This is a genomic window from Micromonospora sp. BL4 (assembly GCF_003667505.1).
Lineage (GTDB): Bacteria > Actinomycetota > Actinomycetes > Mycobacteriales > Micromonosporaceae > Micromonospora.
Window position 1 is genome coordinate 22,595 of record NZ_RCVJ01000104.1, and the last position, 23,650, is coordinate 46,244.

The 23,650-nt window shown below is 73.1% G+C and carries 21 protein-coding genes; 7 read left to right on the forward strand and 14 right to left on the reverse strand.

Annotation, left to right across the window (positions count from 1 at the left end):
• Window position 1: 1 nt before the first annotated feature.
• The 3 genes from EAD89_RS10015 to mraZ all read right to left on the reverse strand — a co-directional run bounded on the left by EAD89_RS10015 (window position 2) and on the right by mraZ (window position 2,348).
• Window positions 2–610: a hypothetical protein gene (locus EAD89_RS10015; RefSeq protein ID WP_121656726.1), complete on the reverse strand. Its 609-nt coding sequence runs from the start codon at window positions 608–610 to the stop codon at window positions 2–4.
• A complete protein-coding gene (gene rsmH / locus EAD89_RS10020) occupies window positions 600–1,712 on the reverse strand; it encodes a 16S rRNA (cytosine(1402)-N(4))-methyltransferase RsmH (protein WP_199733464.1) in 1,113 nt (370 codons plus the stop codon). The genes EAD89_RS10015 and rsmH overlap by 11 nt, the downstream gene beginning before the upstream one ends.
• 204 nt (window positions 1,713–1,916) lie before the next feature.
• On the reverse strand, window positions 1,917–2,348 hold the full coding sequence (gene mraZ / locus EAD89_RS10025; RefSeq protein ID WP_074313044.1) for a division/cell wall cluster transcriptional repressor MraZ: 432 nt from the start codon (window positions 2,346–2,348) through the stop codon (window positions 1,917–1,919).
• Window positions 2,349–2,703: 355 nt separating this feature from the next.
• Here mraZ and EAD89_RS10030 point away from each other — a divergent pair, with 355 nt between their 5' ends.
• The 4 genes from EAD89_RS10030 to EAD89_RS10045 are packed head-to-tail and all read left to right on the forward strand — an operon-like array spanning window position 2,704 to window position 6,128.
• Entirely contained in the window at window positions 2,704–3,951 is a 1,248-nt protein-coding gene (locus tag EAD89_RS10030; RefSeq protein WP_121656724.1) for a MurT ligase domain-containing protein, read from the forward strand.
• Window positions 3,941–4,660: a type 1 glutamine amidotransferase gene (locus EAD89_RS10035; protein ID WP_121656723.1), complete on the forward strand. Its 720-nt coding sequence runs from the start codon at window positions 3,941–3,943 to the stop codon at window positions 4,658–4,660. The genes EAD89_RS10030 and EAD89_RS10035 overlap by 11 nt, the downstream gene beginning before the upstream one ends.
• The gene (locus EAD89_RS10040; protein WP_121656722.1) at window positions 4,657–5,340 is read left to right on the forward strand and encodes a TVP38/TMEM64 family protein; all 684 of its coding nucleotides are present in this window, start codon (window positions 4,657–4,659) and stop codon (window positions 5,338–5,340) included. The genes EAD89_RS10035 and EAD89_RS10040 overlap by 4 nt, the downstream gene beginning before the upstream one ends.
• On the forward strand, window positions 5,337–6,128 hold the full coding sequence (locus EAD89_RS10045; RefSeq protein ID WP_147458787.1) for a phosphotransferase: 792 nt from the start codon (window positions 5,337–5,339) through the stop codon (window positions 6,126–6,128). The genes EAD89_RS10040 and EAD89_RS10045 overlap by 4 nt, the downstream gene beginning before the upstream one ends.
• A 165-nt stretch (window positions 6,129–6,293) precedes the next feature.
• Here the strand turns inward: EAD89_RS10045 and leuS are convergent, their stop codons facing one another.
• Together leuS and EAD89_RS10055 are read right to left on the reverse strand one after the other, a co-directional pair.
• Entirely contained in the window at window positions 6,294–9,134 is a 2,841-nt protein-coding gene (gene leuS / locus EAD89_RS10050) for a leucine--tRNA ligase (RefSeq protein WP_121675518.1), read from the reverse strand.
• A gap of 219 nt (window positions 9,135–9,353) precedes the next feature.
• Complete coding sequence (locus EAD89_RS10055) at window positions 9,354–10,145, reverse strand: cysteine hydrolase family protein (protein WP_121675519.1); 792 nt, start codon at window positions 10,143–10,145, stop codon at window positions 9,354–9,356.
• 277 nt (window positions 10,146–10,422) lie between these two features.
• Here EAD89_RS10055 and EAD89_RS10060 point away from each other — a divergent pair, with 277 nt between their 5' ends.
• From EAD89_RS10060 to EAD89_RS10070, 3 genes are read left to right on the forward strand one after another with little or no spacing between them, the layout of a single operon-like run.
• Window positions 10,423–11,475 (forward strand): MoxR family ATPase, encoded by a 1,053-nt coding sequence (locus EAD89_RS10060; RefSeq protein ID WP_121656718.1) that lies wholly within the window; start codon window positions 10,423–10,425, stop codon window positions 11,473–11,475.
• A gap of 1 nt (window position 11,476) precedes the next feature.
• A complete protein-coding gene (locus EAD89_RS10065; protein WP_121656717.1) occupies window positions 11,477–12,775 on the forward strand; it encodes a DUF58 domain-containing protein in 1,299 nt (432 codons plus the stop codon).
• 16 nt (window positions 12,776–12,791) lie between these two features.
• Window positions 12,792–15,269: a DUF3488 and transglutaminase-like domain-containing protein gene (locus tag EAD89_RS10070; RefSeq protein WP_121675520.1), complete on the forward strand. Its 2,478-nt coding sequence runs from the start codon at window positions 12,792–12,794 to the stop codon at window positions 15,267–15,269.
• A 389-nt stretch (window positions 15,270–15,658) separates the two neighbouring features.
• On the opposite strand, the gene EAD89_RS10075 is transcribed toward EAD89_RS10070, so the two are convergent.
• The 9 genes from EAD89_RS10075 to EAD89_RS10110 all read right to left on the reverse strand — a co-directional run.
• On the reverse strand, window positions 15,659–16,063 hold the full coding sequence (locus tag EAD89_RS10075; protein ID WP_121652275.1) for a DUF3040 domain-containing protein: 405 nt from the start codon (window positions 16,061–16,063) through the stop codon (window positions 15,659–15,661).
• Window positions 16,064–16,178: 115 nt separating this feature from the next.
• Window positions 16,179–17,438 carry a DNA polymerase IV gene (locus EAD89_RS10080; protein WP_121675521.1) on the reverse strand — a complete coding sequence of 420 codons (1,260 nt, stop codon included), beginning with the start codon at window positions 17,436–17,438 and terminating at the stop codon, window positions 16,179–16,181.
• A 62-nt stretch (window positions 17,439–17,500) separates the two neighbouring features.
• On the reverse strand, window positions 17,501–18,673 hold the full coding sequence (locus EAD89_RS10085; RefSeq protein WP_121675522.1) for an alkaline phosphatase family protein: 1,173 nt from the start codon (window positions 18,671–18,673) through the stop codon (window positions 17,501–17,503).
• Complete coding sequence (locus EAD89_RS10090) at window positions 18,670–19,437, reverse strand: methyltransferase domain-containing protein (protein WP_121675525.1); 768 nt, start codon at window positions 19,435–19,437, stop codon at window positions 18,670–18,672. Before EAD89_RS10090 ends, EAD89_RS10085 begins: the two co-directional genes overlap by 4 nt.
• Before the next feature lie 9 nt (window positions 19,438–19,446).
• Window positions 19,447–20,370, reverse strand: coding sequence for a carbohydrate ABC transporter permease (locus EAD89_RS10095; protein WP_121675523.1), 924 nt, complete (start codon window positions 20,368–20,370; stop codon window positions 19,447–19,449).
• Window positions 20,367–20,543: a hypothetical protein gene (locus EAD89_RS30700; RefSeq protein ID WP_199733463.1), complete on the reverse strand. Its 177-nt coding sequence runs from the start codon at window positions 20,541–20,543 to the stop codon at window positions 20,367–20,369. The genes EAD89_RS10095 and EAD89_RS30700 overlap by 4 nt, the downstream gene beginning before the upstream one ends.
• On the reverse strand, window positions 20,540–21,487 hold the full coding sequence (locus EAD89_RS10100) for a carbohydrate ABC transporter permease (RefSeq protein ID WP_121655868.1): 948 nt from the start codon (window positions 21,485–21,487) through the stop codon (window positions 20,540–20,542). Before EAD89_RS10100 ends, EAD89_RS30700 begins: the two co-directional genes overlap by 4 nt.
• A gap of 6 nt (window positions 21,488–21,493) precedes the next feature.
• The gene (locus EAD89_RS10105; protein WP_121655869.1) at window positions 21,494–22,843 is read right to left on the reverse strand and encodes an extracellular solute-binding protein; all 1,350 of its coding nucleotides are present in this window, start codon (window positions 22,841–22,843) and stop codon (window positions 21,494–21,496) included.
• A 92-nt stretch (window positions 22,844–22,935) separates the two neighbouring features.
• A partial coding sequence (locus EAD89_RS10110; RefSeq protein WP_233578456.1) for an OB-fold nucleic acid binding domain-containing protein occupies window positions 22,936–23,650 on the reverse strand: 715 nt, incomplete at its 5' end.

The following is a 23,650-nucleotide window of genomic DNA, read 5'->3' on the forward strand; positions in this document are numbered from 1 at the left end:
GTCAGCCTCCAGTGCCCTGCTGGCTGGTCACCGACGGCTCGCCGGTCGCCGGCTTCGGCACGCCGATGGTCCGGCCGTCGGGCAGCCGGATGTACGCCGGCTCACCGGCGTCCACCAGGCCCAGCCGCCGCGCCTCGGCGGTCAGGTTGCCCGGCGCCTTGGCCTCGGCGATCTGCTTGTCGAGCTGCTGCTTCTCCAGGTCCAGTCGGGCCTGCTGCTGCTGCAGCTTCTCCAGTCGGAAGGCGTTCTCATTGATCTTGGTGTTGACCGCCAGGATGCCCAGCACCCCGCCGACCACCAGCACCACGATCAGCGCCGCGAACGGCGCGCGCGGCACCGACACCGGCGGAGGCGGCGCCACCCGCAGCCGGGGCGGACGGGCGCTCGCCGCGACGCCGGCCTTCTCGGCCGGACGCAGCGCGGCGGTGCCCTGGGTGGGAAACTCGCGCGCCCCCCGGGCGCGAGCCTCCCCCTGCCGCTTCACTCGATCGATGCGTGGCGTACCGTCTCCCACGCGCGGAGCCCGCTCCGCCGCGGTCCGGCCCCCCGACCGCGGTGCGCGCTGCCCGCCGCCGGTGACGTCCCGGCGGTCGCGCTTGTCAATGTTCATGTCCCTCCCCCTCTACATCCGTCCCTCTGTCGTCCCCCGGCGTCCCTGGATCCCTTACGGATCCCGCGGACCCCGTCCCCGGTTGGTGCATCGCCTTCACCCGTCGGCGGGACCGTTCGCGGTCGGTCCGCCCCTGCTGTGTCGCGTTCGGGTCGAGTCGCTCCGCGGCCCGCAACCGCACCGAGGCGGCTCGTGGGTTCGCGGCGACCTCCGCCTCCCCGGGCAGTTCGGCGCCCCGGCTGAGCAGCCGGAACGTCGGACCGGACCCGGGTAGTTCGACCGGGAGGTCGATCGGGCCCTTACTGCGGACCCGATCCGCGAGCGCCACCTTGGTGAGCCGGTCCTCCAGCGAGTGGTAGGACAGGACCACCATGCGACCGCCCACGGTCAGTGCGTCGAGCGCGGACGGCAGCGCTGACTCCAGCGCTGCCAGCTCCTTGTTTACCTCGATCCGTAAAGCCTGAAACGTTCTCTTTGCCGGGTGTCCACCCGTTCGTCGGGCTGGCGCCGGAATCGAGTCCCGGACCAGCTCCGCCAGCCGCGCGGACGAGGTGATCCGGGCGCGCTCCCGCTCCCGGATGATCGCCGAGGCGATCCGGCCGGCGAACTTCTCCTCGCCGTAGACCCGCAGCACCCGGGCCAGGTCCGGATGCGCGTAGGTGTTGACCACCTCCTCGGCGGTCACCCCCCGGGTCTGGTCCATCCGCATGTCCAGCGGCGCGTCCTGGGCGTACGCGAACCCGCGGTCGGGCGCGTCCAGTTGCAGCGACGAGACACCCAGATCGAACAGAATCCCGTCGATGCCCGGATAGCCCAGCCGGTCCAGCACCTCGGGCAGCTCGTCGTAGACGGCGTGCTCCAGGTGCACCCGGTCGGCGAAACGGGCCAGCCGGACCCGCGCGTGGGCGAGGGCCTCGGTGTCCCGGTCGAGCCCGATCAGGACCGTCTCCGGGTTCGCCTCGAGCACCGCCTCCGCATGCCCGGCCAGGCCGAGCGTCGCGTCGACGTGCACCGTGCGGCCGCCCCGACCCAGCGCGGGGGCCAGCAGCTCGAGACACCGCTCGAGCAGCACCGGCACGTGCGTGCCGCGCAGCTCCCCCATGTTGACCCCCACTGGTTGAAACGTCCGTTCGTCCATGCGCCTGTCGTCGGACGGCGCTGCCGTCGTACCGCCAGATCCCCATCCGCTCCCGCCCGGCACCGGGTTCGGACCCGATGACTGGATCGTGCGCCTGGCACCGGGGAAGGGATGCCAGGAACTCGAAAGCGGCTGGAGATCTCGCAGTACGTCGGGCGCCGTTCCGCCCTACAGACCGCCGGGCAGCACCCCCTCCTCGATGTCGGCGAAGTCGTCTTCGCTCTCGGCGAGGTAGGTCTCCCAGGCGACCCGGTCCCAGATCTCCACCCGCGTGCTCGCGCCGATCACGACCAGGTCGCGGTCGAGCGCGGCGTACGCCCGCAGGTGAGCCGGGATGGTCACCCGGCCCTGCTTGTCCGGCACCTCGTCGTGCGCGCTGGCGAAGAAGACCCGGCTGTAGGCCCGGGCCGCCTTGTGCGTCATCGGCTGCGCGCGCAACTGCTCCGCGATCCGCTGGAACTCCGGTGTCGGAAAGACGTAGAGGCAGCGCTCCTGCCCTTTGGTGATCACGACACCCCCCGCCAGCTCGTCCCGGAACTTGGCCGGAAGGATCAACCGGCCTTTGTCGTCCAGGCGCGGAGTGTGGGTGCCGAGAAACACCGGCCCTACCCCCTCGCCCTTAAGCGGCGTTCGCGGCGCCGCTGACCCCCCGGGCCGGTGAGCCCTCCCGGCCTCACCATTGGGCCCCACTCTACTCCACTTCCCTCCACCTGCAACCAGATTCGACCGCGTGGCGCGCCCGATCCATGGGCAAAACCGCACGTCACAAGGGGTGGAGCGGAGTGGAGGGCCAGGGCTGCCGCCCGGCGTGGTCCGCTTTCCGACATTGATCGACTCCATCCGGTGGAAGCCGACCCGGCCACCCGCGTCCGCACCACAACCGAACGGTTCGCCGTCGGCGGCGATCTGGTGGGGTGGGCGGTCCGGTAACCTCGCTCGCGTGACGGACGCGAAAATGCCCCTACGGGCCAAGGTGGCCAGCTCCGTGTCACGGACTGCCGCGGCGCTCTCCCGGGCGGCCGGCCGTGGCGACGGTTCGGTCATCGGCGGGTGGATCGGGCTGAAGATCGACCCGGACCTGCTGGCCCACCTGTCGGCCGGGCGCGCCATCGCGCTCGTTTCCGGCACCAACGGCAAGACCACCACCACCCGGTTGGCCGCCGCCGCGGTCGGCGTGCTCGGCCGGGTCGCGACCAACTCGTTCGGCGCCAACATGCCCACCGGGCACACCTCGGCGCTGGCCAAGGCGGGCAGCACCCCGTACGCGGTGCTGGAGGTCGACGAGCACTACCTCGCCCAGGTGCTGGAGGCGACCGAGCCGCACGTGGTCGCGCTGCTGAACCTCTCCCGCGACCAGCTCGACCGGGCCAAGGAGGTCGCCATGATGGCGCAGCTCTGGCGCGCCGCGCTGGTCCGGCACACCGACGTGCGGGTGGTGGCCAACGCCGACGACCCGATGGTGGTCTGGGCCGCCACCCCGCCGGCCGACCCCGCGCGCGGCATCAACCCGCCGCACGTGACGTGGTTCAGCGCCGGCCAGCGCTGGCACGACGACTCCTGGGTGTGCCCCGAGTGCGGCTCCACCATCCAGCGCTCCGGCGACCAGTGGTGGTGCACCGGCTGCCCGCTGCGCCGGCCGGAGCCGCAGTGGGTCGTCGAGGACGAGGGCGTGCTCGACCCCACCGGCGCCTGGCACAAGGTCTCCCTCCAGCTGCCCGGCAAGGTCAACCTCGGCAACGCGGCGACCGCGCTGGCCGTGGCCGCCGAGTTCGGCGTCCGCCCGGTCGACGCGGTGTCCCGCCTCGGCATCGTCACCTCGGTCGCCGGCCGCTACGCGCAGGTCGACAAGGACGGGCGCAACATCCGGCTGCTGCTGGCCAAGAACCCGGCCAGCTGGCTGGAGGCGTTCGACATGGCCGACGAGGCGCCCACCCTGCTGTCCATCAACGCGCGCGACCCCGACGGGCTGGACACCTCCTGGCTCTTCGACGTCGACTTCGCCCCGCTGCGCGGCCGGCAGGTGCTGATCACCGGCGACCGGGCGTACGACCTGGCGGTCCGGCTGGACGTCAACGACGTGCCGTTCCAGCACGTGCGCACGTTCGACGACGCGATCCGGTCGGTCCCGCCGGGGCGGCTGGAGGTCATCGCGAACTACACCGCGTTCCAGGACATCCGAGCGGAGTTGGACCGTGTCAACTGAGAGCCTGCGCATCGTCTGGATCTACCCCGACCTGCTCTCCACCTACGGCGACCGGGGCAACGCCCTGATCCTCGCCCGGCGGGCCCGCCAGCGCGGCATGCCGGTCGAGGTGCTGGAGGTCCGCTCCGACCAGCGGCTGCCCGCGACCGCCGACATCTACCTGGTCGGCGGCGGCGAGGACGGTCCGCAGGCGCTGGGCGCGCAGCGGCTCATCGCCGACGGCGGCCTGCACCGGGCGGTCGCCCAGGGTTCGGTGGTGTTCGGCGTCTGCGCCGGCTACCAGCTGCTCGGCACCTCCTTCTTCGCCAAGGGTGTGCAGTGCCGCGGGCTGGAGCTGCTCGACCTGCAGTCCGACCGGGGCCCGAGCCGGGCCGTCGGCGAGCTGGCCGGCGAGATCGACCCGCGGCTGGGCCTGCCCGCGCTGACCGGTTTCGAGAACCACGGCGGCCGCACCCACCTCGGCCCGGAGGTCGCGCCGCTGGCCCGGGTCAGCGCCGGGGTCGGCAACGACGGCAGCACCGAGGGCGCCTGGCGCGGCAAGCTGCTCGGCACGTATTCGCACGGCCCCGCACTGGCCCGCAACCCGGCCCTGGCCGACCTGCTGCTGCGCTGGGCCACCGGCGCGCACCAGCTTCCGCCGCTGGACGACACCTGGTCGGACCGGCTCCGGAACGAGCGCCGCGCCGCAGTGGCCGCCGCCCGGGCATGATCCGGGCCGTCCGGCGGCTGCTCCGGCAGCCGTCGGCCGCCCGGTTCGCCCTGCTCGTGCTGCTGATCGGCCTCTGCGGGCTGCTGCTGCTCCTGGTACCAAGGCCGGACCCGGCGCAGCTGCCGCGGCTGGCCGACCGGCTCGGCGACCTCGCCCCGGTGGCGGCGGTCCTCGGCGGCGCGTTGCTGCTGGTCGCGTTGGTCCCCCGGACGTTCATCACGCTCGCCGCCGGCGCGATCTTCGGTCCGCTGGAGGGCGCCGCGTACGCCCTGGGCGCCGCGCTGGTGGCGGCGGCGGTCGGGTTCACGGTCGGCCGGCTGCTCGGCCGGGAGTTCGTCGCCGAGCGGGTCCGCGGCCGGCTCGCCCGCCTGGACGGCTGGTTCGCCCGGCAGAGCGTGTTCGGCGTGGTCACCGTCCGGCTGCTGCCGATCGCCGGCTTCGGTCTGGTCAGTTACGGCTACGGCACCACCGGCGCCCGGGTGCTGCCGTTCCTGGTCGGCAGCGTGCTCGCGTCCGCGCCGACCGCCTTCGGCTACGCCGCGATCGGCGCCGCGGTCAGCTCCCCCGGCCACATCAACTGGTACGCCGCCGCCCCGGCCAGCCTCGGCCTGATCGCCAGCGTGGTGCTGATCTCCCGGTGGTGGCGCGCCGAGCGGCGGCGCCGGGCGACGCCGGCATGACCGTGTCCGAGCCGACCGACCTGCCCGGCGAGCAGCGGCTCGCGGGCGGCTTCGTCGCCGAGGTGGTCCGGGTCGGCGACACGGTGCGGCGTACCCCGCCGGCCAACCTCGACTTCGTCGGCGCGCTGCTGCGCCACCTCGCCGAGGTGAGCGCGGACCTCGCGCCCCAGCACCTCGGCGTCGACGCCCAGGGTCGGCAGATGCTCAGCTACGTCCCGGGTCGGGTGCCGTGGCGGGACCGGGAGGACCCCACGTTCTTCGCCGACCCGGCGCTGGTGCGGCTGGCCGAGCTGATCCGGCGGCTGCACGACGCGTGTGCGGGCACCGCGCTGGCCGGCGGCGCCGAGACGGTGTGCCACCGCGACCTGTCCCCGAAGAACACGGTGTATCGGGACTTCCCGACCGGGCCACTGCCGGTGACCTTCCTCGACTGGGACCTGGCCCGGCCCGGCCGACGGATCGAGGATGTCGCGTTCGCCGGCTGGCACTGGGCGGCGTTGGGCGAGGGCGCCGATCCGACCGAGCTGGGCCGGCGCTGCCAAGTGCTCTGTGACGCCTACGACGCGGCGTCCACCGCACCCGTTGGTCCGGCACTGCCCCGGGACGAGCTGGTGGACGTGATGCTCCACCAGATCGGGAGCACCTGGCGGAGCATCGACGCCGGCGCCGAGCGCGACGAGCCGGCCATGCGCCGGCTACGCGACGCGGGCGCCGTTCACGCGGTACGCCACTGGCACGACTGGCTGCTCACCCACCACCGCACAGTCGCTGCGGCGCTGACCGCCTGAGCCACCGCCCCGCCGGCGCGCCGTGTCGCAGCGCGGGGGCCGGCGGGTCGTCGGAGCGGGCGGACGCACCGACGAGCACGATGACTCAGAGGCATATTTATACCTCTGAGTCATCGCGCTTTTCGCAGCGTCCGCCTCCGCGGACGTCACGATCCGCCAGGGCGGTCAGGCGACGACCGAGACCACCCGGCCCGGGACGACGATGACCTTGCGAGGCTCCTTGCCGGCCAGGGCGGTGGCCACCGCGTCCAGCGCGGCCGCACGGACGGTCTCCTCGGACGAGCCGGCGGCGACCTCGATGCGGCCACGCACCTTGCCGTTGATCTGCACCGGATAGGTGACCGTGTCCACCACCAGCAGCGCCGGGTCAGCCGTCGGGAAGTCCGCGTACGTCAGCGACGTGTCGTGGCCCAGCCGGCGCCACAGCTCCTCGGCGACGTGCGGGGCGAACGGCGCCACCATCAGCACCAGCGGTTCGGCCACCTCGCGCGGCGTCGCCGACAGCCGGGTCAGCCCGTTGGTCAGCTCGATCAGCTTGGCGATCGCGGTGTTGAACCGGATGCCGTCCATGTCGCCGCGGACCCCGTTGATCACCTTGTGCAGCAGCCGGCGGGTCGCCTCGTCGGCCGGCTCGTCGGTGACCCGCAGCGCACCGGTCTCCTCGTCGACCACCGCCCGCCAGACCCGCTGCAGGAACCGGTACGAGCCGACGACCGCCCGGGTCTCCCACGGGCGGGACACCTCCAGCGGGCCCATCGACATCTCGTACACCCGGAAGGTGTCCGCGCCGTACGCGGCGCACATGTCGTCGGGGGTCACCACGTTCTTCAGCGACTTGCCCATCTTGCCGTACTCGCGGTTGACCGTCAGGTCGCCCAGGTAGTAGGCGCCGTCGCGCTCGACGACGTCCTCGGCCTGCACGTAGCTGCCGCGCGAGTCGGTGTACGCGTACGCCTGGATCATGCCCTGGTTGAACAGCTTGCGGAACGGCTCGAACGACGACACGTGCCCCAGGTCGAACAGCACCTTGTGCCAGAACCGCGCGTACAGCAGGTGCAGGACGGCGTGCTCGGCGCCGCCGACGTACAGGTCGGTCCCCCCGCAGTCGCCCTCGCCGCGCGGGCCCATCCAGTACCGCTCGTTCTCCGCGTCGACGAACCGCTCGCTGTTGGTCGGGTCCAGGTAGCGCAGCTCGTACCAGCAGGAGCCGGCCCACTGCGGCATCACGTTGGTCTCCCGCGTGTACCGCTTCGGACCGTCTCCCAGGTCCAGCTCCACCTCGACCCAGTCGCGGCGACGCGACAGCGGGGTCTCCGGGTTCGAGTCGGCGTCGTTCGGGTCGAACGTCTTCGGCGAGAAGTCGTCCACCTCGGGCAGCTCGACCGGCAGCATCTCCTCCGGCAGGGCGATCGCCGCGCCGGTCTCGTCGTAGACGATCGGGAAGGGCTCACCCCAGTAGCGCTGCCGGGAGAACAGCCAGTCGCGCAGCCGGTACGTCACCGCGCCGGCGCCGTGCCCGTTCGCCTCCAGCCAGGCGATGATCGCGGCCTTGGCGTCGGCGACCCCCAGGCCGTCCAGGTCCAGGCCGCGCTCGGGCGCCGCGCTGTTGATCGCCGGCCCGTCCCCGGTGTACGCCTTGCCGTCGAAGCCCTCCGACGGCTGCACGGTCCGCACGATGGGCAGCTCGAAGACCTCGGCGAACGCCCAGTCCCGCTCGTCCTGCGCGGGCACCGCCATGATCGCGCCGGTGCCGTAGCCGGCCAGCACGTAGTCGGCGATGAAGATCGGGATCTGCCCGCCGGTGACCGGGTTGGTGGCGTACGCCCCGATGAAGACGCCGGTCTTCTCCCTGGTGTCGGCCTGCCGTTCGACGTCCGTCTTGGCCGCCGCCGCCTTGCGGTACGCCTCGACGGCCGCACGCGGACTGGCGTGCCCGCCGGTCCAGGCGTCCCGCGTCCCCTCCGGCCAGGCGGCCGGCACCAGGGTGTCGACCAGCTCGTGCTCGGGCGCCAGCACCATGTAGGTGGCGCCGAAGATGGTGTCCGGCCGGGTCGTGAACACCCGCACCGGCTCGCCGGCGGTCGGGAAGTCGATGTGCGCACCGGTGGAGCGGCCGATCCAGTTGCGCTGCATGTGCTTGATCGGCTCGGGCCAGTCCAGGCTGTCCAGGTCGTCCAGCAGCCGGTCACCGTACGCGGTGATCCGCATCATCCACTGCTTCAGGTTGCGCTTGAAGACCGGGAAGTTGCCCCGATCGGAGCGGCCGTCGGCGGTGACCTCCTCGTTGGCCAGCACGGTGCCCAGCCCTGGGCACCAGTTCACCGGGGCCTGCGAGACGTACGCCAGCCGGTGGTCGTCGACGACCTGGCGGCGCTCGGCGACGCTCAGCTCGGCCCAGCCCCGGCCGTCCGGGGTCGGCCGGTTACCGCCCTCGAACTCGGCGATCAGCTCGGCGATCGGCCGGGCCCGCCCGGCGTCCCGGTCGTACCAGGAGTTGAAGATCTGCAGGAAGATCCACTGGGTCCAGCGGTAGAAGTCGGTGTCGATGGTGGCCACCGAGCGGCGCTCGTCGTGCGCCAGCCCCAGCCGGCGCAGCTGCGCCTTGTACCGCTCGATGTTCGCCACCGTGGTGGTCCGCGGGTGGGTGCCGGTCTGCACCGCGTACTGCTCGGCGGGCAGGCCGAACGCGTCGAAGCCCATCGCGTGCAGCACGTTGCGCCCGGCCATCCGCTGGTAGCGGGCGAAGCAGTCGGTGCCGATGTAGCCCAGCGGGTGGCCGACGTGCAGGCCGGCGCCCGAGGGGTACGGGAACATGTCCAGCACGTACAGCTTCTCCGCGCCGGCGCGGGGGTGGTCCGGGTCGGCCAGCGGGCCGGTCGGGTTCGGGGCGTGGAAGGTGCCCTCGCGCGCCCAGATGTCCTGCCAACGGTTCTCGATCTCGTCGGCCAGGGCCGCGGTGTACCGGAACGGGGGGATGTCGCCCGCCGGTGCGGCTGCCTCACTCATCGTCTCTCCTCGCTCCGCTTCGCTTCGTCTCGGCGCCACCGGGCCGGCCGGCGACGGGCACAAAAAAGCCCCTCGCGCAGGAGGGGCCGCCGTGCTGTCGCGCGTTCAGCGCATCAGCACGGCCCGGTAAGAAGCAGGAAAGCTCCGGCCATGTCCGGCAGTGTACCTCGCCGCCAGGCCCGACGATGGCTTGCCACCAGGCGGCGGGACGCCAGGCGGTCACCCGGCCGCGGCGAGCCGGGTGGTGTCGGTGGTGAAGCCCCAGCACTGCTGGGCGTTGAAGACCACCGCGTCCTTGCAGTACGTGGGGCTGGAGGTGGCGGTCGCGTCGGTGAGCAGCACCGAGGCGTAGTCCCGGAAGTAGGCGTCCTCCATCGTCGTGCTGACGCACTGGTCGGTGTTGACCCCGCCGAAGAAGAGGGTGCGGATGCCCTGCGCGCGGAGCACCTGGTCGAGGTAGGTGGCGTGGAACCCGTTCATCCGGTACTTCTGCACCTGCAGGTCCTCGGGCCGCACCAGCTCCCGCAGCTCGTCGACCAGCGTCGCGCCCCACGACCCCTCGGTCAGCACCGGGCCGTGGTCCAGGGGCTGCCCGATGCCGGCCTGGTCGAGGCGGTGCTTGAACGACCAGAGCGTGGGTGCGCCGAGGTTGCGCAGGTCTGGGCGGTTGTGCCAGAACACCCAGATGACCGGTACGTCGAGCTGGCGGGCGGCCTGCACCGCGCGTACCGCGCCGGGGATCGCCGCCCGGCAGGCCGTGTGGTCCAGCCCCGAGCGGTCGGTCCAGCCGCCCGGGGAGCAGAAGTCGTTCTGCAGGTCGAGCAGGACCAGGGCGCTCGCGTCCAGGTCCACCACGACGGGCAGCAGCTCGGCGGCGATCCGGGCCCGCCGCCCGGCGGCGCCGGCCGCCACGTCGACGTGGTCGGCGTGCAGGCGCCACTGCGCCGCGCCACCGCCGAGCCGTACGCCGCCGTCGTCGGTCTCCCCGTAGATGTCCCGCTCCCGCCACACCGCGCCCTCCCCCGGGTTCGCATCCCCGCGCCGACGGACGAGCCACGCGGATCGGGACGCCGGATACCCGGAGGCGGTACGGTCACGCGTCCCCCGAGATGGCGAATATCGGTGCGTAACCGACGGACTACCTGCGGGGGTCGGCGAGAACGACAAACATGGTTAGCCTGAGAGGCCAGTGAGATTTCTGCGGCAAACGAGGCTCGACGTCGCGAACCCAACGGCGGGTCCAGGTGCTCTTAACAGAGCTGCCGTGACGGCGACGAGGAGGAGGCCCGTGACACAACAGACCTGGGACGAGGTGGGCGGCTTGCTGCCGCACGACGAGTTCCGCGCCGCCAGCGAGGCCATCGTGGCCAACATCGAGCAGGTCATCGAGGGTAAGACCGCCACCGTGCGGCTGGCCCTGGCCGTCCTGCTCGCCGAGGGCCACCTCCTGATCGAAGACGTTCCCGGCGTCGGCAAGACCAAGCTCGCCAAGGCCCTCGCGCGGTCCATCGACTGCACCGTGCGGCGGATCCAGTTCACCCCTGACCTGCTGCCCAGCGATGTCACCGGCGTCAGCGTCTACAACCAGGAGACGCACGACTTCGAGTTCCGCCCCGGTGCCGTCTTCGCCAACCTGGTCGTCGGCGACGAGATCAACCGCGCCTCGCCGAAGACCCAGTCAGCGTTGCTGGAGTGCATGGAGGAGCGGCAGGTCACCGTCGACGGCGTGACGTACCAGCTACAGACCCCGTTCATGGTCATCGCGACGCAGAACCCGATCGAGATGGAGGGCACCTACCCGCTGCCCGAGGCGCAGCGCGACCGGTTCACCGCCCGGATCGCGATGGGCTACCCGGACGCCGGCGCCGAACTGGCGATGCTGGACGGGCACGGCGCCACGGACCCGCTGCACGAGCTGCGTCCGGTCTCCGACGCGGACATCGTCCGCCAGCTCATCGCCACCGTCCGGAAGGTGCACGTCGCGGACGCGGTCAAGCAGTACGCCGTCGACCTGGTCACCGCCACCCGCGAAGCGCCCGACCTGCGCCTGGGCGCCTCCCCCCGGGCGACCCTGCAGCTGCTGCGCACCGCCCGGGCGGTCGCCGCCCTGGAGGGGCGCGACTACGTCCTCCCCGACGATCTGCAGGCCCTCGCGGTGCCGGTGCTCGCGCACCGGATCATTCCGACCGCCGACGCGCAGCTCGCCCGACGCACCACCGACGCGATCGTCTCCGAGCTGGTGCACCGACTGCCGTTGCCACACGACCGGCAGCGCTCCCCCTACGACACCCGGCCCGCCACCGGCAACGGTCGCGCGCCCTACGAGCCGCGGAGGCCGTGACGTGCGTGCCGGGCTGCGCGGGCTGACCACCCGCGGGCGCTCGTTCCTCGCCGCCGGGGTCGCGGCGGCGATCTCGGCCGGCATCCTGGGCGAGAAGGACCTGCTCCGGGTTGCCGTGCTGCTGGGCATCCTGCCGCTGCTGGCCGCCGCATACGTCGGGCGCAGCCGCTACAAGCTGGCGTGCAACCGGTCGCTGGATCCGCACCGCGTCCCGGTCGGGGCCAACTCCCGGGTCGTGCTGCGCCTGCAGAACCTCTCCCGGCTGCCGACCGGCACCCTGCTCCTGGAGGACCGGCTGCCCTACGCCCTGGGCAGCCGGCCCCGGGTGGTGCTGGAGCGGCTGGGCGCGCACCAGGCCAGCTCGGTGGCGTACACCGTGCGCGCCGACGTGCGGGGCCGCTACGACGTGGGTCCGCTGGTGGTCCGGATGACCGACCCGTTCGGTCTCTGCGAGCTCAGCCGGGCGTTTCCCAGCACCGACCACCTGACGGTCATCCCGCAGGTCGCTCCGCTGCCGTCGGTCCGGCTGCCCGGCGAGTACGCGGGCAGCGGCGACAGCCGGGCCCGCTCGGTGGCGGTGCACGGCGAGGACGACGCGGCGACCCGGGAGTACCGGCGCGGCGACGACCTGCGCCGGGTGCACTGGAAGTCCACCGCGCGCACCGGCGAGCTGATGGTGCGCCGCGAGGAGCAGCCCTGGGAGAGCCGGGCCACGGTCGTGCTGGACACCCGCGCGTACGGCCACCGCGGCGACGGGCCGACGGCGAGCTTCGAGTGGGCCGTCTCCGCCGCCGCGAGCATCGCGGTGCACCTGCGGCAGGCCGGCTACAAGCTGCGCCTGGTCACCGGGTCGGGGGTCGACGTGGACGCCTCGGAGGCCGGCGGCGACGGGGCGCTGCTCGACCACCTCGCCGAGGTCCGACTGGACCAGCGGGCCGAGGTGACCGGCCTGGTGCAACGGGTCCGGCAGCGCGCCGACGGCGGGCTGATCATCGGGTTGTTCGGCGCGGTGAGTGTGGCCGAGGCCGAGCTGCTGGCCGGGCTGCGGGGCAACGGCGCCACCTGCGTCGGGTTCCTGCTGAACAGCTCCACCTGGCTCAGCCTGCCCGAGAAGGCCCGGGCCGAGGCGGAGCACGTGCACGGCGCCGCCGCGCTCGCCATGCTGCACAGCGGCTGGCGGGTGGTCGGCGTCGACCACGGCAGCCGACTGCCGGCGCTCTGGCCGCAGGCCGGCCGGGGCTCGCAGGGGTTCGCCCTGCGCGCCGCGCTGGCCGAGACGGTCGCCGGCGGCGTGCGATGAACGGAAGGTTCCCCTCATGATCGCCAGTCGGAACATCGGCCCGGTTGCGGCGGCCGCCACCCTTCTCGCCGCCGCGCCGCTGTCGTCCATCTTCGAGACCTGGACGTGGCTCGTCCAGTCCGCGATCGCGGTCGCGGTGGTGGCCGGGGTCGCCGCGCTGACCCGGCTGATCCGGGCGCCGCTGTGGGGTCAGGTCCTCGGCATGCTGGCCGCCCTGGGGCTCGCCCTGACCTGGCTGTTCCCCAGCGGCGGGGAGCTGCTCACGTTCCTGCCCACGCCGGGCACGTTCGGGCACTTCGCCGACCTGTTCACCGGCTCCATGCAGGACATGCGCTCGTACGGCGTGGAAGTCCCGGACACTGACCCGCTGCTGTTCATCACGGTGCTCGGCGTCGGCGGCGTGGCCGTACTGGTGGATGTGCTGGCGGTGGGTCTGCGCCGGCCGGCGCTGGCCGGGCTGCCGATGCTCGCCATCTACTCGGTGCCGGTCGCCGTCTACGTCGACAGCGTCCCCCCGGTGCCGTTCGTGGTGGGCGCCGCCGGGTACCTCTGGCTGCTGGTCACCGACAACGTCGACCGGGTCCGCCGCTTCGGCCGCCGGTTCACCGGCGACGGCCGCGACGTCGACGTGTGGGAGGCCTCGCCGCTGGCCGCCGCCGGCCGCCGGCTCGCGGTGGTCGGGGTGGCCATCGCCGTGGCGCTGCCGCTGGCCGTGCCGGGCATGACGGGCGGGCTGCTCGACACGCTGGGCGGCGGCACGGGCAACGGCAACGGCAACGGCCGGGCGGGTGCGGGCGGCTCCTCCGGCCGGATCGACCTGTTCGCCTCGCTCGCCGGCCAGCTCAACCAGTCCGAGGTGGCCGACCTGGTCAAGGTGACCACGTCCGAGCCGAGTCCGTTCTACCTGCGCTACGCCGTCGCGGACGAGCTGCGTCCGAACGGGTTCCAGGCGCGCAACCCCAGCGGCCGGCCGGTCAACCAGAACCTGCCGGATCCGACCGAACGGGCCGGCCCGGGCGTCCAACAGGCCCGCTACCGGGCGACCGTCGAGGTCACCAAGAGCCTGAGCATGTCCCTGATGCCGGTGTACGCCGAGCCGGTGCGCACCGAGGACCTCAACGGCAACTGGCTCTACGACCCCACCCAGCAGGTCGTCTTCTCCAACCGGGACAACTCCCGGGGCAGGAAGTACTCCTTCGACTACATCCGCTCGACGTACACGCCGGCGGCGCTGCGGGCCGCGCCGCCGCTGCCGGCCGAGCACCCGTTGAACCGGCAGCAGACCGCCACGCCCGGGCCGGTGCCCGAGGTGGAGGAGCTGGTCAAGGGCCTGGTCCAGGGCAAGCGCACCGACTACGACCGGGTGCTGGCGATCTACCGGCACTTCTCGGCGGACAACGGGTTCAGCTACCGGCTCAGCACCGAGAGCGGCAGCAGCGGCGAGGACATCGTCAACTTCCTGACCAACAAGGTCGGCTACTGCCAGCAGTACGCCGCGGCGATGGCCTGGCTGGTGCGCAGCGCCGGCATCCCGGCCCGGGTGGCGTTCGGGTTCACCAACGGCAACAAGCAGGACGGCAACACGTACACGCTGACCAACCTCAACCTGCACGCCTGGACCGAGGTCTACTTCGACGGGGTCGGTTGGGTGCCGTTCGACGCCACGCCGTCGTACGGTGTGCCGGGCTCGACCCGGTCGGCCTGGGCGCCGGACATCGACGCGCCGGAATCAATCACCCCAGACCCCGGCGCGTCGGGTGCCGCGGCGGACCCCGGCGCGTCGGGCGGCCCGACCGGTCCGGACAACGCCGACCGGGACACCGACTCGGGGCTCTCCCTCGCCGGCCAGACGCCGGCCGAGCAGCCGCCCGTGTGGCCGTGGTGGACGGCGGGCCTGCTGGCGCTGCTGGCGCTGCTGGCGGTGCCGGCGCTGCGTCGGCTGGCGCTGCGCCGGCGGCGGGGTGGCCGGGCGGCGGGCGCCGCGATGACCGCCACCCCGAACGAGGCGGCGCCGGTGGACGGGACACGGGTGGTGGTGGTCGGGCCGGACGCCAACCGGGCCCGCGCGGACGCGCACGCCGCCTGGGCGGAGCTGCTCGACACGCTGGTGGACTTCCGGGTCCGGGTCGACCGGACCGAGACGCCGCGGACGACCGCGGACCGGCTGGTCCGGGAGACCCTCAACGAGGACACCGCGGCGGTCGGCGCGGTGCGGCTGCTCGGCCGGGCTGAGGAGCGGGCCCGCTACGCGCGGGATCCGCTGACCGGCGAGCCCCTGGCGCCGGCGCTACGTGCGGTCCGCGGTGCGCTCGCCGCCCGCGCGGGCCGGCGGACCCGACTGTTCGCCGCCCTGCTGCCGCCGTCGGTGCTGCTGCGCTGGCGGACCACCCTCGCGGACACCTCCGGCCGGATGGTGGCGCTGACCGGGCGGGCCCGGTACCGGCTGCTCCGCTGGAATCCGCGTCGGCTGTTGGCCGACCGGGCGGCTCGCTGAGCGACGTCCGTCCGGCTCGGGGTGACGGTCCACCGGCCGTCGCCCCGAGTCGGCTCGCCGGGCCGGCGCAAACTGGCGGCCGTCGGTGCTTTCCGCCCCGCACCGCGCCTGCATGCTGGAGTCGGCGCGCGGCCTCAGAGCGTTGAGCGGGCGCGGCCTCAGAGCGTTGAGCGGGCGCGGCCTCAGAGCGTTGAGCGGCGCGGCCTCAGAGCGTTGAGCGGCGCGGCCTCGGATCGTTGAGCGGCGCGGCCTTTGACCGTTGAGCGGCGGAGCGGACGGCGTTCTTCGGCTGTGCGACGGGCGCGCGGATACGTCAGCGGTCGCCGGGGGCTGTGTTCCCGGCGACCCGCTCGTCGCGGCGTACGGCCCGCCTCAGCGGCGGGACGGGCTCAGCGGTGCCCCTCCGGGCGCTGCCGCCACCTGTCCTCCATGCGGTCCAGGATCGACGGCCGGCGACCGGATCGGCCACCGCCGCCGCGAGGACGGCGACGACTGGTCGTGCCACCCACCACGTGCAGGTCGGGTGACTGCGCCCGCCGGTGCGACTGCACCGCGAAGGCGGCCGAGGCCAGCATGAGAACGAAGCCGGCCACCGCCAGCGGTGGAGTCTTGATCACCGCGCCGTAGACCAGTAAAGCCAAGCCAGCGATGATCACGCCGGCGGCGACGAGCAGGCGACGCCGCGCGTGGAAGCGCGGATCGCTGGCGCGCACGGCCGAGGCGAATTTGGGGTCCTCGGCAAGCGACTGCTCGATCTGCTCGAACAGCCGCTGCTCGTGCTCCGAGAGCGGCACGGCACTCCTCCCCGGTCACGTTGGTCGGCCCACTCGGGCCGACAGACCGTGGCAGCCGACCGGCTGCTTACCCGCAAGTCTACGAGGGGGGTCGCGCGTCGGAAAGCGGGACGAGCTACGGGTGGGGTGGATTTTCCTTTCGACGGGGGTCACGGTCGCCCAGGAGACTGGCCGGACCTATGACGGACCGCCCGAATCGGGCAGCAGCGGCGTCCGCGGCAGCTTCCGCCTCCCGCCAGCCACGCTCGGGCGCGCCGAGGGTGAGCTGTCGGGGCGCCCCCTGCGCCGGGGCGAGCCCCTCCACCCGGACACCGACGAGCCGGATCCGCTCGCCCGGGTCCAGCGCGGTGTAGAGCGCCCAGACCGTGTCGAACATCTCGCGGGCCGTGTCGGTGGGCATGGCGAGGGTGCGGGAGCGGTTGACGGTGCGGAAGTCGGCCAGCCGCACCTTGAGCGTCACGGTGCGCCCCACCTGCCCGGAGCCGCGCAACCGGACGCCGACCTTCGCGCTGAGCGCGAGCAAGGCGCGGCGGATCTCCACCGGGTCGGCCACGTCGGCGTCGAAGGTCACCTCGGCGCCGATCGACTTGTCGACGTGCTCGGGGCTGACCCGGCGCGGGTCCCGTCCCCAGGCCAGCTCGTGCAGGTGCGCCGCCGACGCCGCGCCCACCGCGCGGCGGAGCATGCCCAGCGGGGCGTCGGCGAGGTCGCCGACGGTGGCCAGGCCGAGCCGGCGCAGCGCCTCGGCGGCGCGCTCCCCCACCCCCCAGAGCGCGTCCACCGGCAGGGGGTGCAGGAAGTCGAGCACCTGCCCGGGGGGCACGACCAGCAGGCCGTCCGGCTTGGCCCGGGTGGACCCCAGCTTGGCCACGAACTTGCTCGGCGCCACCCCCACCGAGCAGGTCAGCCCCTGCTCGTCGGCGACCCGGCGGCGGATCAGCCGGGCGATGGCGGCCGGGGAGCCGAACAGCCGGCGGGCTCCGGTCACGTCGAGGAACGCCTCGTCGAGGGAGAGCGGCTCGACCAGCGGCGTGACGTCCCGGAAGATCTGCATGACCGCGCGGGAGGCGGGGGCGTAGGCGGTGAAATCCGGCGGCAGGTAAACCGCGTGCGGGCAGCGGGCCCGGGCCTGGCTGGTCGGCATCGCGCTGCGCACGCCGTAGCGGCGGGCCTCGTAGCTGGCCGAGCTGACCACGCCGCGCGGCCCGACGCCGCCGACGATCACGGGCTTGCCGCGCAGCTCGGGCCGGCGACGCACCTCGACGGCGGCGAAGAAGGCGTCCATGTCGACGTGCAGGATCGGACTGGCGGAGTCGTCGGCGTCCGGCCCGAAGCGCGGATCGCCGCCCCGGGGCAACGACTGGCTGCGGCCCATCCCGGCAGGTTAACCCGGGGGTACGACATCACCAGCGGCCGGCGGGGCGCACCGTGCGTCGGTCAGCCCCGGACCACCAGCAGCGGCACGGTCAGCTCGGCCGCGGTGTCCGACCCGTGGTACGCCACCAGCCGGGACGCCATCGGCCGTTCGGTGCGGGTGGCCATGACCGCGTACGTGTCGTTGCAGCTCACCACCACGTCCCCGATGCGCCCCAGGTGCTCCTCGGGCACCGGCCCGAACCAGCCGCCGGCCACCACCTCGTCCCGGGTGCGCACCCGCGCCGCGTCACCGAGCACCTCCGACCAGGCGGCCACCACGTCGTCGACCGCACCCGGTACGACGTGCAGGTAGCGCACCCGGGCCTCACCGGCCACCAGCCGCACACCGGCGCGCAGCCGTGGATCGGTGTCCAGGTCGAAGCGGTGCGTTGCGGGCACGTTGAGCTGGCCGTGGTCGGCGGTCACCAGCAGCGCCGCGTCCGACGGCAGCCCGTCGACCAGCCGGGCGAGCAGCGCGTCCACCTCGCTGGCGGCGATCCGCCAGGGTGGGGAGTCCACCCCGCCGAGGTGGCCGTGCCGGTCGAGGTCCGGGTGGTAGCCGGAGACCAGGGTGGGTCCGGGGCCGGCGGCCAGCGCGGCCAGCATGGTGGCGGCCACGGCGTCCACGCCGGCGGCGCCCCGGAAGTCGCCGCCCCGGTTGGCGGCCAGGGTCAACCCGCTGCCGCCGAACTCGGGCCGGCTCACCACGGTCACCGCCACCCCGGCGGCGCGGGCCCGTTCGAGCTGCGTGGGCACCGGTTGCCAGCGCAGCGGTGACGGGTCGCCGGCCCAGTCGGTGTGGGTGAGCACCCGGTCGGTGCCGGGCACCCGCACGGTGAAGCCGAGCACCCCGTGCGCGCCCGGCGCCACGCCGGTGCCGAGGGTCACCAGGCTGGTCGGGGTGGTGGACGGGAAACCGGCGAGAAGCGGCCGGCCCACCGTCGCGGCGAGCCCGGCGAGGATCGGCGCGTACGGCGCGGCGGTCGGCAGTTGATACCAGCCGAGCCCGTCGACGAGCAGCACGGCGATCCGGCGTACCCCGGCCAGGGCGGGGACCAGCCCGAGCGGGTCGGCCGACCCGGGCACGCCCAGTACGGCGAGCGCGCTGGGCAGCACGTCAGCGAGGCGACCGCCGCCGTGGCCCGGACCGAGGACGGTCAGCGGCGCCGGCGCGCCGTCGTGCCGGGCGGTCATGCCGGACGGCGGGCGAACAGGTGCAGTTGGGCGGCCAGGTCCCGGTACGGGGGCTGCGCGGCCAGCGTCCGTTCCAGCTCCACCAGGGCCGCGGACTGGCCGTCGGCGACGGCGGCGGGCAGCAGGTCGGCCAGTACGCGTACCCCGTGGATCTCCTCGACCTCGAGCCCGGCGGCGGCGAGCAGCGCGGCGGCGCCGGTGGCGTCGTAGCGCCGGCGCAGGGTGTCCCGGGGTCCGGCGGTGCCGGCCGGGTCGGCGGCCAGCGCGGCCGCGACGTCCAGGTGCCCGTTCATCGCCCGACCCAGCACGGCGGCGGCCCGGCCGGCCACCAGCACGCTGGCCGCACCGCCCGGGCGCAGCGCGGTGGCCAGCGCGGCCACCACCGGCGTCGGGTCGTCGACCACCTCCAGCACGGCGTGGCAGAGCACCAGGTCGACGCCGGCCGGCTCGACCAGCCCCGCGAGGGCGTCCCCGTCGCCCTGCACGGCGGCGATCCGGTCGGCCACCCCGGCCTCGGCGGCCCGGCGGGTCAGCGCGGCCAGCGCGTCGGGGCTGGCGTCGACCACGGTGACGCGGTGCCCGGCGCGGGCCAGCGGGACGGCGAAACCGCCGGTGCCGCCGCCCACGTCCAGCACGGTGAGCTCGGCGTCGCCGCGCCGGTCCAGTTCGGCGCGGAGCACCGACCAGATCACGGCGGTACGGGGGGTCAGCGGCGGCCCGGTGAACCGGCCTCGGGTCTGCTCCACCCGGTCGAGCCTAGTCACCCGGTCCACTCAACCCTTGCGGCCGGTGGTGGCGATGCCCTCCACGAAGTGCCGCTGGGCCAGGAAGAACAGGATGATCATCGGCACGGTGGCCAGCACGCTCCCGGCGAGCACAATCTCCCACTGCTGCTCGCCGCCGTAGCCGAACCGGTCCAGCACCACCTTGAGCCCGCGCGGCAGCGTGTAGAGCTGCTCGTTGCGCAGGTAGATCAGTGGCTTGAGCAGGTCCGTCCAGCTGGCCTTGAACTCGAAGACGAAGGCGACCAGCAGCGCCGGCCGGATCAGCGGGAACGCCATCTTCCAGAACAACTGCGGGTAGCTCGCCCCGTCCACCCGGGCGGCCTCGAAGTACTCCCGGGGCAGCGAGAGCAGGAACTGCCGCAGCAGGAAGATGTAGAACGCCGAGCCGAACAGATTGCCCGCCCAGAGCGGCACCTGGGTGTCGGTCAAACCCAGATCCGACCAGATCAGGTACGTCGGGATCATGGTGACCGCGAACGGCAGCATCATGGTCGCCAGGACCAGCCCGAAGAGCAGGCTGCGGCCGGGGAAGCGGAAGTAGGCGAAGCCGAAGGCCACCCAGGCGCTGGAGAGGGTCACCGCCGCGGCGGCGGCCACGCCGACCACCACGCTGTTGCCGAACCAGGTCAGCAGCGGCACGGCGCTCCAGGCCTCGGCGTAGTTCTCCGGAGCGAACGGGACCGGCAGAAAGCCGGGGGCGAAGACGTACTCGCGGGGGCGCAGCGATGCGCTGACCAGCCAGACGAACGGCAGCATGAAGATGACCGCGGCGCCGACCAGCGCCGCCACGAAGAGCACCCGCTGCCAGACCGGCCGGCGGCCCTCACCGGCCGCCGACCGGGGCACCGTCGGCCGGGCCGGCGGAATGCCGGGCACCGGCGGAGCGGCGCCCCGCTCGACGGCGGCGGTCACGACTCGGCCCCAGCCGCCGGGTCCTCCTCGGCCCGGGACCGCCGAGCGTTGGCGACCGGGCCGTCGGTGAGCTCGTACTCGCGCGGCTCCAGGTGCTGCTCGGGCACCCAGCCCGCGGTCAGCTTGGTGCGTCGCGCGTTGGCCACGCCGTTGTGGCCGTTCATCCCCGTCACTTGTCTTCTCCCTCGTAGTACACGAACCGGTTGCTGAGTTTCACCTGTATCAGAGTGATGATCAAGATAATCACGAAGAGCAGCCAGGCCATCGCCGAGGCGAAGCCCATGTGCAGGAACTGGAACGCCTCCTGGAACAGGTGGATGACGTAGAAGCTCGCCGCGTCGCTGTTGAATGTGTTCTGGGTCTCCCGGTTGCCGAAGTACATGGTGTAGACCTCGGTGAACATCTGCAGCGACGCGATCGTGTTGACGATCAGCGTGAAGAACAGCGCCCCCGAGATCATCGGCAGGGTGACCGAACGGAACCTGGCCCAGGGGCCGGCGCCGTCGATGGAGGCCGCCTCGTACAGGTCACGGGGCACGTTCTGCAACGCGGCCAGGTAGATGATCACCGTGGAGCCGAGGCTCCACAGGCTCATCAGGATGATGCCCGGCATCACCCAGCCCGGGTCGGTGGTCCAGCTCGGACCGTCGATCCCGACCAGGCCGAGCGCCCGGTTGATCAGGCCGTCCTGGGTGTTGAGCAGCAACAGGAACAGGATCCCGACCGCCACCGCCGGGGTCATCACCGGCAGGTAGAAGACGGTGCGGAAGAAGCCCTGCAACCGGCCGACCCGCTTGAGCAGCAGCGCCAGGCCCAGCGAGATCACCATCACCAGCGGTACGTGCAACGCCGTGTAGTAGACGGTGTTGCCCAGGCTGCGGGCCACCGCCGGGTCACTCATCAGCTCCCGGTAGTTGTCCAGCCCGGTGTACTCCGGCGGATTGATCACGTCGTACTCGGTGAAGCTCAACCAGAGGCTGGCGATCATCGGCCCCGCGTAGAAGACCAGGAACCCGACGATCCACGGCGCCAGGAAGAGGTACGCCCAGCGCGCCTCCCGCCGGGCCAGCGGCGTACGGCGGCGCCGGCCCGGGGCGGGAGCGGTGACGGTGGCCATCGCGGGCTACTTCGCGGCCTTGTCCAGCGCGGCGGTGGCCTCCTGCTGGGCCCGCCGCAGCGCCTGCGCGGGCTGCTCCTGGCCAGCGAGCACCCGGTTGACCGCGTCGTAGTACGCCTTGTCGAACTCGGCGCCGGCCGGCGAGGCGGGCAGCGCGAACGCGGCGTCCTGCACCGAACGGATGGTGGCCACGGCGTCGTCGAAGCGCTTGTTGCCGGTCGGCTGGTACAGCTCCTCGAAGATCTTCCGGTCGGCGTCGGTGTTGGCGGTGTAGATGCCGGTGAACGGCAGGCCGGCGCTCTTGCGGGCGTCCGCCCGGGCCTTCGCGGCGGCCATCCAGGTGTCGGTGGCGGTCATCTGCTTGACGAACGCGCACGCCGCGTCCGGGTTCTTCGCGCCCTTGGTGATCACCCAGGCCTGCCCGCCGGACTGGGTCAGCGGCTTGCCCTGCCGGTCCACGAACGGCTTGACCACCAGCTCGGCGTTCGGGCTGTTCTTCGCGGCCTGGTTGAGGAACCACTCCTCCATCGGCCACGCCACGATCTGGTTCTTCGACAGCGGGTTCTGTGCGCCGAAGAAGTCGAAGGTGTCCCGGAACGACTTGAACCTGCCCCACCCGCCCTGCTGCTGGATGAGGTTGACACCGGTGGTGAGTGCCTCGATCACCCTGGGGTCGTCCAGCCGGGGGGTGCGGCCGTCGGCGGAGAGCATGTCGACGCCGTTGGCCTTGGCCCACATCGGCAGGAACTCGGGGATCTTCGGGTCGATGCCGATCCGGGAGAGCCGGTTGCCGGAGACCGAGGCCAGCTTGGCGTTGAGCCCGGGCAGCGCGGCCCAGTCGGCCAGGTTCACCTGCTCGGCGGTCATCCCGGCCTGCTTGAGCAGCCCCTCGTTCAGGTAGACCACCCGCACGGTGGAGAACTCCGGAATGCCGTAGACGGTGTCGTCCAGGGTGACCTGGGCGCGGGCGGCGGGCCGGTACTGGTCCAGGTTGATGTCCTGCTTCTTGACGCAGTCGGTCAGCGGCTGGATCGAGCCGCGCTTGGCGTACGTGCCGATCAGCTTGCGGTCCATGTAGACCAGATCCGGTGGGTTCCCCGAGGCGACCGCGGAGAGGAACTGCTGCTCGTCGAAGGCGCCCTCGGTGACCTTCAGCTCGACGTCGGGGTGGTCCCGCTTGAACGCGTCGACGCGGGTGGTCGCGATCTCGTCGGAGAAACCGAACCCCATGGTGCTGAGCGCGCCCCGGGTGGCGGTGCCGCCCCCCGCGTCGCTGCCGCCGCCGACTCCCCCGCACGCGCTGAGCGCCAGGGCGAGCACCCCGGCGAGCGCGGTCGACCCCAGTTTCCGTGACATGAGACCTCCCCGAACCGATGCGGGCCACCTTGCCCGCGACCTGCACTTCTCCCCAGCCGGATTTCTTAAACGTGCGGATCCGATGCCGTCGGTCAACGGAAGTCACGGGAGGCGGGGCTGACCGGTGGCTCAATGGCGTCCAGCCGGTCGGCAACGAGGTTGGTCACCCCCTCGTGCCGTTGCAGCCGTCCCCGGACCACCAGCGCGGCGCTGGTCCGGGCCACCCGCCGGTAGCGCTGCCACAGCCCCGGCGAGCAGGTGACGTTGAGCATCCCCGTCTCGTCCTCCAGGTTGAGGAAGGTGACCCCACCCGCGGTCGCCGGGCGCTGCCGGTGGGTGACGATGCCGCCGACCCGGATCCGCTGCCCGGGGTCCACCCGGCCCAGCCGGGCGATCGGCACCGCGCCGAGCACGTCGAGCTGCCCCCGGATGAACCGGGCCGGATGGCTCTCCGGCGACAGCCCGGTGGCCCACACGTCGGCGACCAGCCGGTCCACCGCCTCCATCCCGGGCAGCGTGGGCGCCGCCGCGCCGGTCACCGTGCCGGGCAGCCGGCCCGGCCGGTCCTGAGCCGCCGCGCCGGCGGCCCAGAGCGCCTCCCGCCGGGTCAGCCCGAAACAGGCGAAGGCGTCCGCGGTGGCCAGCGCCTCCAGCTGCGCGGCGGTGAGACCGACCCGCCGGGCCAGGTCCGGCATGTCCCGGTACGGCCCACCGGTCGCCCGTTCGGCCTCGATCCGCTCGGCCACCTCGGCGCCGAGGGTCCGCACGCCGGACAGCCCGAGCCGGACCGCCGGGCCACCCAGCCCC

Bases quoted from the DNA above. Each gene is read 5' to 3' on its own strand.
- EAD89_RS10015 (WP_121656726.1), bottom strand. From the start codon at position 610: ATGAACATTGACAAGCGCGACCGCCGGGACGTCACCGGCGGCGGGCAG.
- rsmH (WP_199733464.1), bottom strand. From the start codon at position 1,712: ATGGGGGAGCTGCGCGGCACGCACGTGCCGGTGCTGCTCGAGCGGTGT.
- EAD89_RS10030 (WP_121656724.1), top strand. From the start codon at position 2,704: ATGCCCCTACGGGCCAAGGTGGCCAGCTCCGTGTCACGGACTGCCGCG.
- EAD89_RS10040 (WP_121656722.1), top strand. From the start codon at position 4,657: ATGATCCGGGCCGTCCGGCGGCTGCTCCGGCAGCCGTCGGCCGCCCGG.
- EAD89_RS10045 (WP_147458787.1), top strand. From the start codon at position 5,337: ATGACCGTGTCCGAGCCGACCGACCTGCCCGGCGAGCAGCGGCTCGCG.
- leuS (WP_121675518.1), bottom strand. From the start codon at position 9,134: ATGAGTGAGGCAGCCGCACCGGCGGGCGACATCCCCCCGTTCCGGTAC.
- EAD89_RS10070 (WP_121675520.1), top strand. From the start codon at position 12,792: ATGATCGCCAGTCGGAACATCGGCCCGGTTGCGGCGGCCGCCACCCTT.
- EAD89_RS10080 (WP_121675521.1), bottom strand. From the start codon at position 17,438: ATGGGCCGCAGCCAGTCGTTGCCCCGGGGCGGCGATCCGCGCTTCGGG.
- EAD89_RS10085 (WP_121675522.1), bottom strand. From the start codon at position 18,673: ATGACCGCCCGGCACGACGGCGCGCCGGCGCCGCTGACCGTCCTCGGT.
- EAD89_RS10100 (WP_121655868.1), bottom strand. From the start codon at position 21,487: ATGGCCACCGTCACCGCTCCCGCCCCGGGCCGGCGCCGCCGTACGCCG.
- EAD89_RS10105 (WP_121655869.1), bottom strand. From the start codon at position 22,843: ATGTCACGGAAACTGGGGTCGACCGCGCTCGCCGGGGTGCTCGCCCTG.